The 16,281-nt window shown below is 60.8% G+C and carries 18 protein-coding genes; 11 read left to right on the forward strand and 7 right to left on the reverse strand.

The annotated features are described in order from the left end of the window. Positions 1–2 precede the first annotated feature (2 nt). From NW848_RS06015 to NW848_RS06035, 5 genes are read left to right on the forward strand one after another with little or no spacing between them, the layout of a single operon-like run. Entirely contained in the window at positions 3–1,292 is a 1,290-nt protein-coding gene (locus tag NW848_RS06015) for a DNA methyltransferase (protein WP_414510788.1), read from the forward strand. 19 nt (positions 1,293–1,311) lie between these two features. After that, entirely contained in the window at positions 1,312–2,127 is an 816-nt protein-coding gene (locus NW848_RS06020; protein ID WP_414510789.1) for a DNA-methyltransferase, read from the forward strand. Beyond that, positions 2,114–2,707 (forward strand): HNH endonuclease, encoded by a 594-nt coding sequence (locus tag NW848_RS06025; RefSeq protein ID WP_414510790.1) that lies wholly within the window; start codon positions 2,114–2,116, stop codon positions 2,705–2,707. The genes NW848_RS06020 and NW848_RS06025 overlap by 14 nt, the downstream gene beginning before the upstream one ends. Before the next feature lie 39 nt (positions 2,708–2,746). Then, positions 2,747–2,881 carry a hypothetical protein gene (locus NW848_RS06030; RefSeq protein WP_414510791.1) on the forward strand — a complete coding sequence of 45 codons (135 nt, stop codon included), beginning with the start codon at positions 2,747–2,749 and terminating at the stop codon, positions 2,879–2,881. A gap of 60 nt (positions 2,882–2,941) precedes the next feature. Beyond that, positions 2,942–3,178: a DUF433 domain-containing protein gene (locus NW848_RS06035; RefSeq protein WP_414510792.1), complete on the forward strand. Its 237-nt coding sequence runs from the start codon at positions 2,942–2,944 to the stop codon at positions 3,176–3,178. Between the two features lie 103 nt (positions 3,179–3,281). On the opposite strand, the gene NW848_RS06040 is transcribed toward NW848_RS06035, so the two are convergent. Then, complete coding sequence (locus tag NW848_RS06040; protein ID WP_414510793.1) at positions 3,282–4,094, reverse strand: hypothetical protein; 813 nt, start codon at positions 4,092–4,094, stop codon at positions 3,282–3,284. Positions 4,095–4,221: 127 nt separating this feature from the next. Here NW848_RS06040 and NW848_RS06045 point away from each other — a divergent pair, with 127 nt between their 5' ends. After that, on the forward strand, positions 4,222–4,560 hold the full coding sequence (locus NW848_RS06045; RefSeq protein ID WP_414510794.1) for a hypothetical protein: 339 nt from the start codon (positions 4,222–4,224) through the stop codon (positions 4,558–4,560). An 85-nt stretch (positions 4,561–4,645) separates the two neighbouring features. After that, a complete protein-coding gene (locus NW848_RS06050) occupies positions 4,646–4,864 on the forward strand; it encodes a hypothetical protein (RefSeq protein ID WP_414510795.1) in 219 nt (72 codons plus the stop codon). Between the two features lie 55 nt (positions 4,865–4,919). On the opposite strand, the gene NW848_RS06055 is transcribed toward NW848_RS06050, so the two are convergent. Together NW848_RS06055 and NW848_RS06060 are read right to left on the reverse strand one after the other, a co-directional pair. Continuing rightward, positions 4,920–5,795, reverse strand: a complete 876-nt coding sequence (locus tag NW848_RS06055; RefSeq protein WP_414510796.1) for a DUF58 domain-containing protein — start codon at positions 5,793–5,795, stop codon at positions 4,920–4,922. A 9-nt stretch (positions 5,796–5,804) separates the two neighbouring features. Continuing rightward, a complete protein-coding gene (locus tag NW848_RS06060; protein ID WP_414510797.1) occupies positions 5,805–6,419 on the reverse strand; it encodes a Uma2 family endonuclease in 615 nt (204 codons plus the stop codon). A 67-nt stretch (positions 6,420–6,486) separates the two neighbouring features. Here NW848_RS06060 and NW848_RS06065 point away from each other — a divergent pair, with 67 nt between their 5' ends. Both NW848_RS06065 and mtnA read left to right on the forward strand, forming a co-directional pair. Then, positions 6,487–7,050, forward strand: a complete 564-nt coding sequence (locus NW848_RS06065; RefSeq protein ID WP_414510798.1) for a Uma2 family endonuclease — start codon at positions 6,487–6,489, stop codon at positions 7,048–7,050. A 14-nt stretch (positions 7,051–7,064) separates the two neighbouring features. Next, a complete protein-coding gene (mtnA, locus tag NW848_RS06070; protein WP_414510799.1) occupies positions 7,065–8,093 on the forward strand; it encodes an S-methyl-5-thioribose-1-phosphate isomerase in 1,029 nt (342 codons plus the stop codon). A 163-nt stretch (positions 8,094–8,256) separates the two neighbouring features. Here the strand turns inward: mtnA and NW848_RS06075 are convergent, their stop codons facing one another. From NW848_RS06075 to NW848_RS06085, 3 genes are read right to left on the reverse strand one after another with little or no spacing between them, the layout of a single operon-like run. After that, positions 8,257–8,682 carry a ferritin-like domain-containing protein gene (locus NW848_RS06075; protein WP_414510800.1) on the reverse strand — a complete coding sequence of 142 codons (426 nt, stop codon included), beginning with the start codon at positions 8,680–8,682 and terminating at the stop codon, positions 8,257–8,259. Between the two features lie 36 nt (positions 8,683–8,718). After that, positions 8,719–9,264: a hypothetical protein gene (locus NW848_RS06080; RefSeq protein ID WP_414510801.1), complete on the reverse strand. Its 546-nt coding sequence runs from the start codon at positions 9,262–9,264 to the stop codon at positions 8,719–8,721. Next, positions 9,261–10,457: an AAA family ATPase gene (locus tag NW848_RS06085; protein WP_414510802.1), complete on the reverse strand. Its 1,197-nt coding sequence runs from the start codon at positions 10,455–10,457 to the stop codon at positions 9,261–9,263. Before NW848_RS06085 ends, NW848_RS06080 begins: the two co-directional genes overlap by 4 nt. A gap of 82 nt (positions 10,458–10,539) precedes the next feature. On the opposite strand from NW848_RS06085, the gene NW848_RS06090 reads away from it, so the two are divergent. Both NW848_RS06090 and NW848_RS06095 read left to right on the forward strand, forming a co-directional pair. After that, positions 10,540–12,102 carry a calcineurin-like phosphoesterase C-terminal domain-containing protein gene (locus NW848_RS06090; protein WP_414510803.1) on the forward strand — a complete coding sequence of 521 codons (1,563 nt, stop codon included), beginning with the start codon at positions 10,540–10,542 and terminating at the stop codon, positions 12,100–12,102. Between the two features lie 73 nt (positions 12,103–12,175). After that, entirely contained in the window at positions 12,176–13,951 is a 1,776-nt protein-coding gene (locus NW848_RS06095) for a glutamate mutase L (protein WP_414510804.1), read from the forward strand. 28 nt (positions 13,952–13,979) lie between these two features. Here the strand turns inward: NW848_RS06095 and topA are convergent, their stop codons facing one another. After that, entirely contained in the window at positions 13,980–16,190 is a 2,211-nt protein-coding gene (topA, locus tag NW848_RS06100) for a type I DNA topoisomerase (protein WP_414510805.1), read from the reverse strand. Between the last annotated feature and the right edge of the window lie 91 nt (positions 16,191–16,281).

Consider the following 16,281-nt stretch of genomic DNA (forward strand, 5'->3'; position numbering starts at 1 on the left):
CAGTGTTAGAGCAGTTTACAGGGCTAACTCCTGACCCTGAGTGGGCGTTTGCGCACCTGACGCAGGCGCAGACCAGCTACGCCACGCACGGCTACCACCGCTACCCTGCCAAGTTTATTCCCCAACTCGCAGCGCGCCTGATTGAGGACTACTCCCACCCAGGCGATACCGTGTTAGACCCCTTCATGGGGTCGGGCACGGCGTTAGTGGAGGCGAAACGGCTGGGGCGACCGAGCGTCGGGGTGGACATCAATCCCGTGGCGCACTTAATCGCCACTGCGAAGGTACGCGCCCTTGAACCGCACCTGCTGGGCGAAGCAATTGCCTGCGTTTGGGAGAGACTGGCGTCGCCCCTACAACCGTCGCCGTTTGCCGAGGCGTGTGCGACCGTCGACGACTCCCACTGGCACGAGCGACTGCGCTACTGGTTCCGCGAGGATGTGCTGTGCGCGTTGTCTCGGATTCAGCACGCCTTTGAGATGCTGGACGACTCGGTGCAACCCTTTTTCCGCTGCGCCCTGTCGCACACGCTGAAACCCGTCTCGTGGTGGCACGATCGCAGCGTCAAGCCTGTGCGCAAGTTGGAGAAGCCCATCCCCGACCCGACGCTGGTCTTTTTCAGGCATGTGCGGCGCATGGCACGGGGCAACCGCGAATACTGGGCACTCCTGCAGCGTGCAGGCACACTGGATACATCCGCATATTGTCACTGCGCCGATGCACGCGCCCTGCCCGTGCCTGACCAGTCGGTAGACCTCATCGTGACCTCGCCGCCGTATGTCACCAGTTACGAGTACGCCGACCTGCACCAGCTGAGCGCGCTGTGGTTCCAGATGACGACCGACCTGCGCGAGTTCCGTCAGGGGTTTATTGGGCGTTCTAACGGTATCCACGAGCCTGTGGGAAGCCTCCACTCGCCGCTGGCGGAAGCGATTGTCACCAAGCTAAGCGCAGTCAACCCGCGCAAGGCGCGCGAGGTCGCCCTCTACTTCGCCGAGATGTACGCCTGCTTCACCGAGTGGCGGCGAGTGATGCGCTCTGGCGGGTACGCCTGCATCGTGATTGGCAATACGCACCTAAGCGGTGTCGAGGTGCAGAACGCACAGGTTTTTGCCGAGCAGCTCATGACGCTGGGCTTTGTGCTGGAGCGCGTGATCCTGCGCGAAATCCCCAGCAAAATCTTGCCTCGCACGCGCGACAAGCAGACGGGCAAGTTCACCAAAACACACGATGCCGACTACCTCGCTTACCCAACGGAATATATAATCGTTTTTCGATGTTGGAAGGAGTAAGCGGGGTATACTTCCCCCGATGACGCCCTACCTCGAGCTACAGGAGCCGAAATGCCTACTGTACAACACCGATGTGCTGCAGGCGGGACTCGCGCCTGAGTCGGTAGACCTCATCGTCACCTCGCCACCATACAATGTGGAGGTCGTCTATGGGACGCACCGCGACGACCTCAGCTACGCCGACTATCTGGAGTTTTGCGAGGCGTGGCTGAAGCGGTGCTATGAGTGGCTGAAACCCGACGGGCGCATGTGCCTCAATATCCCGCTGGACAAAAACAAGGGCGGTCAGCAGAGCGTCGGCGCAGACCTCACGACGCTGGCGAAACGGCTGGGCTTCCAATACCACTCCACCATCGTGTGGAACGAGGGCAACATCTCGCGGCGCACGGCATGGGGGTCCTGGGTCAGCGCGTCCGCACCCTATGTGATTGCGCCTGTTGAGCTGATTGTTGTGCTTTACAAGCGCGAGTGGAAGAAGACCTCTGGCACACGCATCTCGGACATCACGCCGCAGGAGTTTATGGAATGGACGAACGGCTTGTGGACTTTCAACGGCGAGAGCCGTAAGCGCGTTGGACACCCCGCACCGTTCCCGCTGGAGCTGCCGAAACGCTGCATCAAGCTGTTCAGCTATGTCGGCGACACGGTGCTGGATCCTTTTGCAGGCAGCGGCACGACACTACTTGCCGCGATTATGCACAACCGCCACGCGATAGGTGTAGAGATCGAGCCGGCTTATTGCGAGTTGGCAAAGCAGCGGATTATGCAGTACCTATACTCACGGCAACTGGCACTCAGTGTAGAAGAGGAGCCTATCGCCTATGAAGCGACCTAAGCAACGCAAGACCATCCGCGAACTGATTCAGGAGTATTTCCAGCAGCACCCGAACACAGACCTTCCTCACGGACCTGTCGTGGATTGGGTTACCGAGCAGTGGCGCTTGCAGGGAAACGAAACCCCACCGCGCGACCCGTGGCGAATGATACGCCGCCTCCATCAGGAGGGATGGCTCATCAAAGTGCGCAAGGGCGTGTATCGGTATGACCCCGAATCCGCAAGAAGGGTTGAGCTTGACGACTTCACTCCAGAACAAAAGCAGGCGATACTGGAGCGCGACCAGTATCGGTGCGTCATCTGTGGTAAGGGGCTTGCCGACGGCGTGGAACTGCATGTAGACCATATCCGACCGCGCCATCTCGGAGGACGGTCGGAAATCGAGAATGGGCAAACCCTCTGCGCTCAGTGCAACTTTCGGAAGAAAGTCTACAGGCAGACCGAGACGGGGAAGCGAATGTTCATTCGGCTGCTGCAGCTCGCCGAAAAAGAGGGCGATCAGAAGATGGTCGAGTTCTGCCGTGAGGTTCTACGCCTCTACGACACGCACGGGATAAATGACCACATTCGCTGGGAGTAGGAATTCTTGTCTGTCGCGCACTGTTCGCAGGTGTAGTCGGTGCTGCGTGAAATCCCCAGCAAAATCCTGCCCCGCACCCGCGATAAAGAGACGGGCAAGTTCGCCAAAACGCAAGACGCCGACTACCTCGCCTACCCAACAGAGTATGTGCTGGCGTTTCGGCACTGGGGGTAGCAGGCGTGTAGGGTAAGTGGATCGTGGCGTTTGGGTGGGATGAGGTAGAATTCCTTCGCAATGCGCCAGTATCAGTGGATCGAGGCGAACCCGCAGGTGATGATGGGCAAACCTGTATTCAAGGGAACCCGAATCCCTGTCGATTTAGTGCTGGAGAAGTTAGCAGCGGGCGAAACTCTCGAACAAATCCTTGAGTCGCACCCACGATTGACCGCTGAAGCCGTTCACGAAGCATTCCTATTCGCCGCAGAGTTGGCGCGCGGCGAAACCGTGTACGCATTAGCAGATACAAAGTGATCAGCATGGGGAACCGAACCGCGCGCCCGTTTGGTTCCCCCTGCACACAAGGGGAACCTTAAGGAGGATCGTCAATCGCCTATGCTTTCGTAAAGTATGCTTCCTAATTCGGCTGAATCGTCACCTTACGGGCGTAGTCGTTGCCTTCCTCGTCGCGCGTGCGGTGAATCGTTGCGCGGGCAGGCGGCTTGATTTGCTCCACCTTCACGGGCTTGCCCTTGAAAGTGAACTCGGTTTTGTCGTCGTAGCGGATTTCGCGCAGGTCGCCTGCGCGAGTCAGCACCTTGAGAATCTTCTTCTGGCGGTCGATGCTCTGGATGGTGCCTTGAAGGGAGGGCAGGGCGCGTTCGCGTCCTATCTGAGCGTCCTTCTCGGTGTTGCTGACCGACAAGAGCATCGTGTCGAGGTTCGACAGCAGGCGCGGCGCGAAGTAGAGCGTCTCGCCGATGGCAAAATCCTCCAGCGTAGCGGGCTTGCCGTCGCGCTCGAAGCGGGTCTTCGGCGTGAACTTGTAGGAAAAGCGCGTCTTGTCGGGGAACTCAATAATGAGGTAGTTATTCTCCACGCCGACGAGCGTGCCTTTGACGACGCCGCGGCGCACTTTTTCGAGCCATTTCCAGGTGTCGGGGTCTGCCATCTCGCGCACGACGGGGCGCACCTGCGTGCCGACGCTCACCCGCGCCATCACCTGCTTGCCCTCCAGCTGCCGAAACTGCTCGATGTCGGCGGGCTGCTTGTTCAGCCATAGGCGCGGCTTTTTGTGCAGCGTGGCGTTCATATCGGGCTTGCCCGTGCGCTTGAGAATGATCGAGCCGCCCTCAGGGTCGAACTTCGCCAGCGTCGCCAGAAAAATCTCCGTTTCCGCCCAGCCCAACACGGTTGCCGAACAAAGCGCCACACATGCCATCCAACGCATCCCAACCACCTCGGACGAGGTCGATTCGAGGTTCCGCGCAAGAATCCTGCCGTTCCGATGAGGATACGGTCTGCTGCCTGCGAACAGCAAGGTTCTCTTCGGGGTACAATTGGCGCGAGGTGCGCCTGTGCGACTAAGTGAATTCAAGCAGCGAGTGGAAGCCGAGTTCGGACCGAACTTGGAAAACGCCACGCCCGCGAATGTGCGCGAGTTCCTGGATAAACTCCAGCAGGAGGCGTGGGACAATCAACGCCGCTACAGCGAACGCTACGAGATGCCCATCGAAAACGCTCGCACTTATGAGGAGGTCATGAAGGAGTTTTTCATGGATGTGCTGGACTTGCCTGCTGAGCGCGCCGTGATGCTGCTGTGGACGCTCGCGCTGGATCTCACCTTCGCGGCGATTGAACACCAATACTCCGAGGTGCTGGATCCCCTGTTCCGCAGCGCGGACGATACGGGATAGCGCGAATCCCGTAATCCGTTCAGTGCGGAGCCTCCCCGAATCGGGCAGAATCTCCCATAGAAACCATATTTGGGGAGGCTTCGCTATGTCGTTCAACGACGCACAGCAGTATATCGGGATGGAGTGCGTGATCGCCTGGCGCGATCGGCGCGGGGATGTGCAAGAGCGGAACCTATTTGTCTCGGATGTGACCTTCGTGCCGCTGTACGGCATCTGCCTGATTACCGACTACATGGAGATACGGCTTGACCGTGTGGTGAGTATCCGCGCAGTGGGCGAGGCGGCGGAGCCTGCCGCTGCATAAGATACCCCTTCGGGGAAGGAAAGTCGCGCGGCGTGGGGCGACACCCTGCGCCGCGTCAGACGCCGAGTACGCCCTGCGCGTACAACTCGCGCACGATAACATCCTGCGGCGCACGGTCGTTGCGCACCTGAATATAGGTTCCCCCAATCCGTCGGCAGGCAGACTGAATCGCCTCCACATGCGCCTTCAGCCTGCGCTGGTACTCTTGCAGCACGCCGCTCGTTGCCGTGATGTCAATCGCGTCGTCCGTCTCGGCGTCGATGAGTTTCAGGTCGCCTTCCAAGTCGGGGTCTAACTCCACTTCAGAAAGGATATGCAGCAGCACGACCTCATGGCGTCGGCTGCCCAGCGCGCGCAGCGCGTCGGGGAACGCCTCATCCAGCCCGTCGGTCAGCAGCAGCACCAGTCCGCTGGGCAGGTTCGCATGCGCGAAGCGTTGCACAGCGGCGGCAAGATGCCTGCCGTCGGCTTGGCGCGTGCGCAGCCACTCCAGCAGGCGCGTGTAGGCGACCCTGCCGCGCAAGGCGCGCGTCTCGGCAGGCTGATGGTGCAGCGCGGTCGGGTACACCGCGTCGCCCGCCACCAGCCCAATATAGCCCAAGCACGCCGCCAGCGACCGCGCCGCGTCGAACTTCGTCGGCTCGCCAAACGCCATCGACGCCGAACAGTCCAGCAGTAGATGCACAGGCAACTCCTGCTCGTCCTGATAGGTGCGCAAATAGGCGCGGTCTAATCGCGCGAGGATGTTCCAGTCCAAGTGGCGCAGGTCGTCGCCTGGCGTGTAGTGGCGGTAGTCGGCGAACTCGATGGAGATACCCTTGCGCGACGACAGTCGCTCGCCCCGAATGGTCGCCGCATGCATCTTCTTGGGCTGGAACCGATACCGTTCCAGACGCCCCAGAACTTCTATTGAAACCCCGTCCCACGCCATGCCTTGATTCTACCTTAGCGGCTTGTGCGACGCCCGCAGGATACGCGACACAGGCACGACGACGCCCGCAATCGCCTGTGAGGCGACGCTTTCGTCGCGCGTGAACGCCTGCATGGCGCGGTAAGCGTAGCCAAACGGCGCGTTCGCGACAGCGGCAGGCTCGCGATAAACTTCCACCTGCGAGTCCTTCAGGTTCACAATCCAATATTCAGGGATGCCCGCTTTCGCGTACAGGCTCTGCTTGAAGGTGCGGTCATACGGCAGCGAAGTGTCTGACACCTCTACTACCAGCGCGGCGGTCGTGGGGTGCGCCTCTTCGTAGTCGTCTGGACTGCCCAGAACGATGGACACATCAGGCTCAGGCTCGCTCTCGCCCAGACTCAGCGGCGCTTGGAGACGCACCCAGTAGCCGTCGGGCACAACCTCGCGCAGCAGGCGGTACAGGCGGTCGGTAGACGCCACATGGCGCGGACTCAGCGGCGACATCTCGATAACCTCGCCCTCGATCAGTTCGACGCGCTTGCCCCAGAACAAGCCCAGCGCCGCCATCTGATAGTAGGCGTCGCGCGTGAACTTGAACCGTCGTGGAATCGCGCTCTCCACAGGCATCGTGCGCGGCGACATGCGCTCACCCGCCTGATTGTACCTGAATTAGGCATTCGCATGCGGTATACTTCGCGCGGAGATGCCTATGGCGCTTACAGCGACGCGCAGAATCGGCTGGGACGAATATCTCCAGTTGCCGCTTACCTATTACGAGATTATCGACGGTGAGGTGAACGCTTTGCCGACGCCGCTATTCAAGCACCAAAAGATTGTCTCGGAGTTGATGATACGGTTGGGTGGGCAAATCCACCGCGACGCGAAGGGGTACCTTGTGCCTGCGCCTTATGATGTCGTGATACGCCGTGCGCCGCTGCGCACGCGCCAGCCCGACCTGCTGTTCCTCAGCCACGAACGCGCCGAACAAATCCCCGATCTGCAGAACCAGCCGCGCATCGAGGTGGCGCCCGAACTCGTGATTGAGGTGCTTTCGCCTTCCGATACCGCTTCCGAGTGGCTGGAGAAACTGCGCGACTACCATCAGATTGGCGTGCAGGAGGTGTGGGCGGTAGACCCCCAGTCAGCGTCGGTGGAGGTGCTGCGCTGGTCAGCGGCGGGCTGGCAATCGGTAGGGGTGTTCACAGGCGACCAACCGATTCGCTCGGAGGTGCTGGGCGAGACATCCATCACGCCTGCGACGCTGTTTGAGTGAGGTATCCTTGCGCTATGCGTGTGCAACCGATTGAGTGGCGCGACGGCGTCGTAGCGATTTTAGACCAGACGCAGTTGCCCCAGCGCATGGTCGTTCACGAGTACGACGACTGGCAGGGGGTGGCGGAAGCGATTCGCGTGATGCAGGTGCGCGGCGCGCCTGCGATTGGGATTGCCGCTGCGTATGGGCTTGCGCTCGCCGCGCGCACGATCGACGCCCCGACGATGGAGGCGTTCCGCGCCGAGTTTGGCGAGGCGTGCCGTGCGTTCGCGCAGACGCGCCCAACGGCTGTGAACCTGTTCGGCGCAATCGAACGCTTGCAGGCGGTGGTCGCCCAGTGCCCGACGCCCGACGAGGCGCGGGTGCGCCTGCTTGCCGAAGCGCACGCCATCCGCGAGGAAGACTACGCCGCCGACTACGCGATGGGCAAACACGGCGCGGCACTCTTGCCCCCAAACGCCCGCGTACTGACCATCTGCAACACGGGCGCGCTGGCAACTGGCGGGATTGGCACCGCGCTGGGCATCCTCCGCGTCGCGCGCCAGCAGGGCACGCTCGCCCATGTGTACGCATGCGAGACGCGCCCCCGCCTGCAAGGGCTGAAACTCACCGCCTGGGAACTGCTGCAGGAGGGTATCCCCTTCGAGGTGATTGCCGACAGCGCAGCAGGGACGCTGATGGCGCAGGGCAAAGTAGATGCCGTAATCGCAGGTGCCGACCGAATCGCCGCCAACGGCGACACCGCCAACAAAATCGGCACCTACACGCTGGCGGTGCTGGCGCACTACCATGGGGTTCCATTCTACATCGCCGCGCCCCTCTCCACGATCGACCCTCGCACACCTGACGGGGCGTCTATCCCGATTGAGTACCGCGACCCTTCGGAGATTACGCACATCGATGGGTTGCAGATTGCCCCCGCGGGCGCGCCCGCACTCAATCCCGCTTTCGACATCACCCCCGCCGCGCTGATTACTGCCATCATTACCGAACAAGGCGTCTTTCGACCGCCGTATGACTTTATACCAATCGCCCAAGCATAGTTCACAAAACGGCAGGCAGGGCGAATCTCCCCACTCCTTTCCCCCTCTCCTCCCTTGCTGAGGGGGTGAAAAAGTGCCCAGACTCGCAGGAGATAACTGTGAACTATGATAGCGCGACTGGTATTCGCAGACTTTCCCTTGCGCTAAAGAGATGTCCCGATGGCTACAGCCCGCGCAGAATCATCTCGATAGACTCTTTGTGCTTGGTCTCGTCGGAGATGATGTCTTCCAGGTCGTTCACCAGCCCGAAGTCGCCGAGTTGCTCGGCTTGATGGCGTCGCTCCAGATAGCGGGCGATGGTTTCTTCTTCGGCGCGATGCACATTCAGCAGCATCTGCTTCAGGTCGCTGGCGGGCGGCACGGCGACGGGCGTGGTGGTGGGCGTTCCGCCCAGCGCGGCGATTTTGTTCGCCAGATACTCAGCATGGCGTAGCTCGTCGGGCACTTCGCGCATGAAAAACTCCTTCATCTCCTCGCGGTAGATGCCCGTGACAGTCGCGCCGTAGGTAATGTAGGTGATAATCGCCTGGTACTCGTTCGCCAGATCGGTGTTCAGACCCGCAATCAGCTGTTCCTTGATGGTACTCATAGCCAACCTCCGCAGGTAGTGTACCTCATGGCGCGGCTATGGAGCAATTCCCAGCCGAGTCGCGCAGTAGCGGATCGACTCGCTGCGCTGGAGGGCAAGGTTCCAATCGTAGACATCAAGGATTTGCTGGAGCAGTATGATGCGCTCCTCGAGGTTCTGGGCGCGTTCCCCGAAAATTCGTGCAAAAGCTTGCTTGTCGACATCCTCCACTGTAGGAGGGATGCTGGCTTTGAACAGGTTTTGGGTGGGGACGCCCGCGGTATACCATGCCTCTATCATAGGGCACGCGACCAAAACCTGCCTCTCACCCAATTGCGGCTGGTATCGACGAGCATACACCCGCCGAACTTCAGAGATACACGGTACCCTGTCCTTATCTACAACGAGAAAGTAGTCGCTGTTCATCCGCTGGAGTGAACGAAAGTGGCTGCTTAGTTTCTCATCGGGGGTCTGCGCGTGCATGTGCACGCGAACTTCGCTATATTGCTGCAGCAAGCGAGGCTTCAGAACGCGCTCGGCGAACGCTCTGTCTTCTTCGCCCTCAACAAACAGGGCAATTCGCCGCCACTGAGTAGCGTTCATACGCCAAGAAGTTGTTGCGTGTGTAGGTAGTCTAACTCCAAATTTTCTTCCAGAAAGATTTTCACACCCTCTTGGTCTGCGGGACGCTTAATCATCGAGCTGCCTTCCGCATCACGCTCGACCAATACTAACTCATCCAGTTCCGCATGCCGTACCAGTTCTGGATTGTGTGTAGTGATAAGGACCTGATTGCGTTCGGCAGCTGCGCGAAAGAGTTCCATCAGCGCGCTCATCAAGCCTGGGTGTAGGTTGCGGTCTGGCTCCTCCAGAACCACAAGCCCATTAGACAGACGCGAGAAGAAGAGCGCGACCACCAGCGCGACAATCTCTACTGTGCCGTCTGAGAGCAGCACTGCTGGGAGCGCGCGCTTGCCGTGATAGGTCTCCTGAACCTGCAGCTGCACATGTTGCCCGCCCACCATCGTCGTATGCAGATGTTGGATGTAGGGCAGTACACTTTGTACGAGTCGCAGCAGGCGTTCTCGCTGATGAGGATCGCGCAGTATCTGGTGAACCACAAGCGGCAGGTTCGAGCCGTCCTCACTCAGTATATAAGTAGACGCCACAGGAATCGCTTGCTTAGCTTGCTTAGGTGAAAAGTCATAAGTCGCTATGTTCTCTTCATACAGAGATGGAGGCAAACCTAACACAAAGGGTGTTAGCTCAAACAAAGAGGTGCTTGTATCCAACTCAAAGCGGTTCCCTCCCGTGAAAATTGCGTACAAGAGATTGGAGTCTGGTGCTTTTAGGCGTATATTTTTTCCCCTGCGCGTCATTCTCAGTATCCGCATACCGCCACCCGTCGTGACATAGCGCACTTCCACTGTTTCACGCGCCACACGCGCAGAGTTCTTAGAGCGAATCGTCTGGATAGTCAATTCATGGCAAATACTTTCCACAATTAGCCCTTCGCGGTTTGCGCCCTTAGGGTAGACAACCCTATTAGGCGCAATCGTTAGTTCGATGGTCACTTCCCGTTCACGGGAGTTCAAGGGGATCAGGTACTCCGCCCCACCCTGCAACGCAACGGCATCCTCCAGCCCCGAACGCGCCAAGTCGCGCAGGAAGCGGAACGCATGCACCAAATTCGTCTTGCCCGAAGCGTTCGCCCCCACAACGATGTTCAACGGACGCAGCTCTATCGTAGCGTCCTTGAAGCTGCGGAAGTTCCTCAAGCGTAGTCGCTGTACCATGCTCGTCCAAGTATACCTAACTCCCGCGTCCTTGCCCCTTTTTTAACTTCCCCTTCACATCCTTATCGTGTATCCTATAGGCATGCGTATCCTACAGTGGCGTTTTGGGTGGATAGGGCTGTTGCTAACGCTGGCGGTTGGCGCGTGGGCGCAGCAGGTCGCCACAGGCGTGGTGTTCCACGACCGCAACCGCAACGGCATTCGCGACGCGGGCGAGCCGGGCGTTCCGAATGTGCTGGTCTCCAATCAGCGCGAGGTGGTCAAGACCGATGCGCAGGGACGCTATCGGCTGCCTGTGGACGACGACACGATTCTGTTCGTAATCAAACCGCGCGGGTGGGCGCTGCCCGTCTCGGAAGACAATGTGCCCCGCTTTTACTATGTGCATAAGCCGAACGGCTCGATTCCCGTGCGCTACGGCGGCGTGTCCCCGACGGGACCGCTGCCCGCGTCGGTGGACTTTCCGTTGTACCCGCAACGCGAGCCAGACCGTTTCCGTGCGCTGATGTTCGGCGACACGCAGCCGCGCGATATGACCGAAGTGTTCTACATCGGGCGCGATGTGGTGCGCGAACTTATCGGCACGAAAGAGGCGGCGTTCGGCGTGGTGCTGGGCGATGTGGTGTTCGATGACCTGAGCCTGTTCCCCGCCATCACGCGCATGATGGGACAAATCGGCGTGCCCATCTACTATGTGCTGGGCAACCACGACATCAACTTCGATTCGCCCGATGACCAAAACAGCGACGAGACTTGGCATCGCTACTTCGGTCCGAACTACTATGCGTTCCAGTATGGGCGGGCGCACTTTCTGGTGCTGGACGATGTGGTGTGGTTCGGCGCACAGGAGGGGCAGCGCGGACGCTATGTGGCGGGCTTGGGCGAGCGACAGATTGAGTTCATCCGCAACTACCTGCGCCATGTGAACCGCAACGACCTGATTGTGCTGCTGATGCATATCCCGATGTGGGAGTGGCCCGACGCGGAGCGCAGGCAGGTATTCGACGCGCTCGCGCCGTTTGCCCACACGCTCTCGTTCTCGGCGCACACCCATGTGCAGATGCATCGCTTTTTCGGCGCGGAAGCGGGCTGGAAAGGGCGCACGCCGCACCATCACATCAACGCGGTGACGGTGTGCGGCAGTTGGTGGACAGGCGCGCCTGACCCTGTGGGCATCCCGCACACGACCATGCGCGACGGCACGCCCAACGGCTACCTGTGGCTGGAGGTGAACCGCAACCGTTATCATGTGCGCTATCAGGCGGCGCGCCGACCCCCCGACTACCAAATGCATATCTACACCCTGGACGAGGTCGACCGCGCCAAGCTCGCCGAGACGCCCGTGCTGGTGAACTACTTCTTCGGCTCGGAGCGCTGCACGGTGGAGATGCGCGTCGGCGACGGCGCGTGGACACGTATGCAGCAGGTTGTCGACACGCCCGACCCTGCCTACGCCGCACTCAAACAGCAGGAGCAGGAGTTCAAACTGCCAGGCAGACCACTGCCAGGGCTGGCGCCTGCCGTTCACTTGTGGCGTGCGAACCTGCCTCCTGACTTGCCGCGCGGGTTTCACATCGTGGAGGTGCGCGTGCGCAACCTGTTCGGCGACGAGTACCGCGACAAACGCATAATTCGGGTGCGCTAAGGCGCAAAAGGGCGTCATTCGTCTCCTGCGAGGTATACTTAACCCCGCCCGAAGCGGGGCAGGAGAGAGGTTTATGGCGGAAGTGCGCTCGATTCTGGCGACCGACTGCGGCAGCACGACCACGAAGGCAATTTTAATCGAGAAGCGCGGCGAGGAGTACCGCCTCATTAATCGCGGCGAGGCGCCCACCACCGTCGAAGCACCCTTCGACGATGTGACGATTGGCGTGCTGAACGCCACGCGCGAGTTGGAAGACCTCACGGGACGCCAACTGATTCAAGACGGCACAATCCTCACGCCACAGAGCGACGAGAAGCGTGGGGTAGACCTGTATCTGTCCACCTCCAGCGCAGGCGGCGGACTGCAGATGATGGTGATGGGCGTGGTGCGCCAGATGTCCGCCGAGAGCGCGCAACGCGCGGCGCTGGGCGCAGGCGCGATTATCATGGATGTCATCGCTATCGACGACGGGCGCAAAGACTACCAGAAGATTCAGCGGTTGCGCGAGTTGCGCCCCGATATTGTGCTGCTTTCGGGCGGCACAGACGGCGGTACGATTACCCACCTGGTGGAGCTGGCGGAGCTACTGATCGCCGCCGACCCGCGCCCGCGCTTCGGCACGATGAACCTGCCCGTTATCTTCGCGGGCAACAAGGACGCCCGCGACGAAATCCGCCACCTGCTCGGCGAGCGGTTCGACCTGCGCATCGTGGACAACCTGCGCCCCGACTTGGAACGCGAGAATCTCGGACCTGCCCGCGAAGCCATCCACGAACTGTTCCTTGAGCATGTGATGCAGCAAGCGCCTGGCTACTCCAAACTCATGACTTGGACCTCCGCCGACATTATGTCTACGCCGAACGCGGTCGGCAAAATCATGGTCACCATCGCTGAGCAGCGCGGAATCAACATTCTCGGCGTAGACATCGGCGGCGCGACGACCGATGTGTTCTCGGTCTTCGACGGCAACTACACGCGCACGGTGAGCGCGAATTTGGGCATGAGCTATTCCATCTGTAATGTGATGCTGGAGGCGGGCATTCAGAACATCCGCCGCTGGTTGCCGTTCGATATCGAAGAGTACGAGGTGCGCAACCGCCTGCGCAACAAGATGATTCGCCCGACTACTATCCCGCAGACCTACGAAGATTTGCTGCTGGAGCAGGCGGTCGCACGCGAAGCGTTGCGGCTGGCGTTTGTTCACCACAAGCAGTTGGCGCGTGGGCTGAAGGGCGTCCAGCAGCAGCGCACCATCGGCGAAGCGTTGGAGCAAGCCGAAACGGGCAAGACGCTCGTGCAGATGATGAAACTGAACATGATAGTCGGCAGCGGCGGAGTGCTGAGCCACGCGCCGAAACGCGCCCAAGCCGCGCTGATGATGATGGACGCCTACCAGCCCGAAGGCGTCACGATGCTGGCAGTGGACTCGATCTTTATGATGCCGCAGTTGGGGGTGCTGTCGACGGTGCATCCCGAAGCGGCGGCGCAGGTGTTTGACCGCGACTGCCTGATTCGGCTCGGCTCGTGCGTCGCACCCGTTGGGCAGGCGAAGGAGGGCGAGCCGTGCCTCACGATTGAATACAACGGCAAGAGCGAGACCTTCCGCTACGGTGAGTTGCGCGTGCTGCCGTTGGGTGTCGGCGAAACGATACAAGCGACGATTAAGCCCGCGCGCGGGTTCGATGTCGGCGCGGGCAAAGGGCGCGCAATAGACGCCACGCTGGAAGGCGGCGTGGTCGGCGTTGTGGTCGATACGCGCGGGCGACCGCTCCTGCTGCCCCAAGACGACGCCACACGACGCCAGAAACTCATTGAGTGGATGACTGCTTTAGGACTGCCGAAGCCCTAAGAGACTGCCTGACCACCCACTGTCGCCGTTAGCCGACTGCCTCCAGCGGCGTGTCATCTTCAGGAGCCTGAATGGTCTCCCGATAGTCGCACTCAGAGTTGCTACAGGCGACGATGCGCTGTTGGGCACGTTTGAGCGTCTTTTCGACCAGCGGCGCGTTGCACTTAGGGCACAGCGCGCCCGTCGGCTTGTCCCAAGTGAGCAGCGTACACTCCTTGTGGCTACAACTGTAGAACACGCGCCCCTTTTTGGACTTGCGCTGCACGATTTCGCCTGTGTTGCAGACGGGGCAGCGGACGCCTGTCGCGCCCACAGGCAGCGTTGTCTTGCATTCGGGGTAGCGCGAACACGCGAGGAACTCGCCGTAGCGTCCCGTGCGTCGCACCATCGTCGCGCCGCAGGTCGGGCACGCGCGGTCAGTCTCCACGACAGGCACTTCCACGCGCTCGTCACTATCGTTAGCACGCTGCAGCTGTTGTTGCATCGGCTCGAAAAACAGGCGCACGACTTGTACCCAGTTGGCTTTGCCCTCCTCGATCTCGTCCAGTTCGCTCTCCATCCGCGCAGTGAAGGGCACATCGAACAGTTCGGGGAAGTGCTTGACAAGGAAGTCGTTGACCGCCTCGCCGAGCGGCGTCGGCTTGAACGCGCGGTTTTCCAGCACGACATAGCCGCGCTCCTGAATCGTGGAAAGTATCGTCGCGTAGGTGCTGGGGCGTCCGATGCCGTTTTGCTCCAGCGTTTTGACCAGCGTTGCTTCGGTATAGCGTGGGGGCGGCTGCGTGAAGTGCTGACTGGGGGTCAGTTTCAGCAGGTCCAGCAGCTCGCCTTGCTGCAGCGGCGGCAGAGGCGGCAGTTCCTCCTCTTCGCGCTCGGCAGTGTCCTTGCCCTCTTGGTAGATGCACAGGAAGCCGTCGAACAGCACCACGGTGCCCGACGCGCGGAACAGGTACTCGCGCGCGCGGATATTGACATGAGTGACCTCCAGTTGCGCCTCTGCCATCTGCGACGCCACGAACCGCTTCCAGATGAGTTCGTACAGGCGGTACTGTTCGGGCGTCAGGTACGGCTTGACCGAGTCGGGCGTGCGGTTCACATCGGTGGGACGTATCGCTTCGTGGGCGTCCTGCGCGCCCGATTTGGTCTTATACTGGCGCGGCTTGTCGGGCAGGTAGTCGGGCGCGTAGTGGGCTTGGATGAACGCGCGCGCCATCTGCAGCGCGTCGTTGGACAGGCGTACCGAGTCGGTGCGCATGTAGGTGATGAGTCCAATCGCGCCCTCGTCGCCGAGTTCGACGCCCTCATACAGTTGCTGCGCGATTTGCATCGTGCGCTTGGCAGAGAAACCGAGTTTGCGCGACGCCTCCTGCTGCAGTGTGCTGGTGATGAACGGCGGGGGCGGCGTGCGCCTGCGCTGGCGCTTCTCGACCGACTCCACGATGTAGGTTGCGCCCTGCAGGTCGCTCAGCACCGCGTTGGCGTCCGCTTCGGTCTTAAGCTCGATTTTCGCGTCGCCTTTTTGGCGCAGTTCGGCGTCGAAGGGGAAGTGTTCGGTTTTGGGGGTCAGCGTAGCGGTGATTTTCCAATACTCTTCGGGCACAAAGGCGCGGATTTCGCGTTCGCGTTCGACAATCAGGCGCACAGCGACCGACTGCACGCGCCCTGCGCTGAGCGCATTGCGCCCGCCGCGCAACTTGCGCCACAGTAGCGGGCTGATTTGGTAGCCGACCAGCCGATCCAGCACGCGCCGCGCCTGCTGCGCGTTCACGCGGTGCATATCGATGGCGCGTGGGGCTTGGAGCGCGCGCTGCACCGCGCTGGCGGTAATCTCGTTGAACTCGATGCGCAGCGCGTTCTGCAAGCCGAGCGCTTGCTGGATGTGCCATGCGATTGCCTCGCCCTCGCGGTCAGGGTCGGTCGCCAGGTACACGGTGGGCGCGCCTTGTGTCACGACTTTCAGGCGGTTCAGCGTCTCCTTGCGGTCGGGCAGTGGGATGTAGGTCGGCTGGAAATTGTTTTGTATGTCCACGCCCAGTTGCGACTTCGGCAGGTCGCGCACATGTCCCATCGACGCCTCAATCGTGTAAGCGTTGCCGAGAATCTTTGTGAGTGTGCGCGTCTTGGCGGGCGATTCCACGATAATCACGGGCTTGCCCGACGGCGCGGGCAGCGACCGCTTCGTGCGCGGGGACGCGCCCTGCGTGCGCTTGGTTCGCGTGGCGCGGGTGCGTTTTGCCATCGTAGTCTCCCAAGTCAATACGGGCAAGCAATTTACCTCATTAGGCGCGGGTGTGTCAAGTCGGGTAGAGGGCGTAGGGAAACCCTGCGCG

The sequence above is a fragment of the Synechococcus sp. RC10A2 genome, assembly GCF_047502605.1.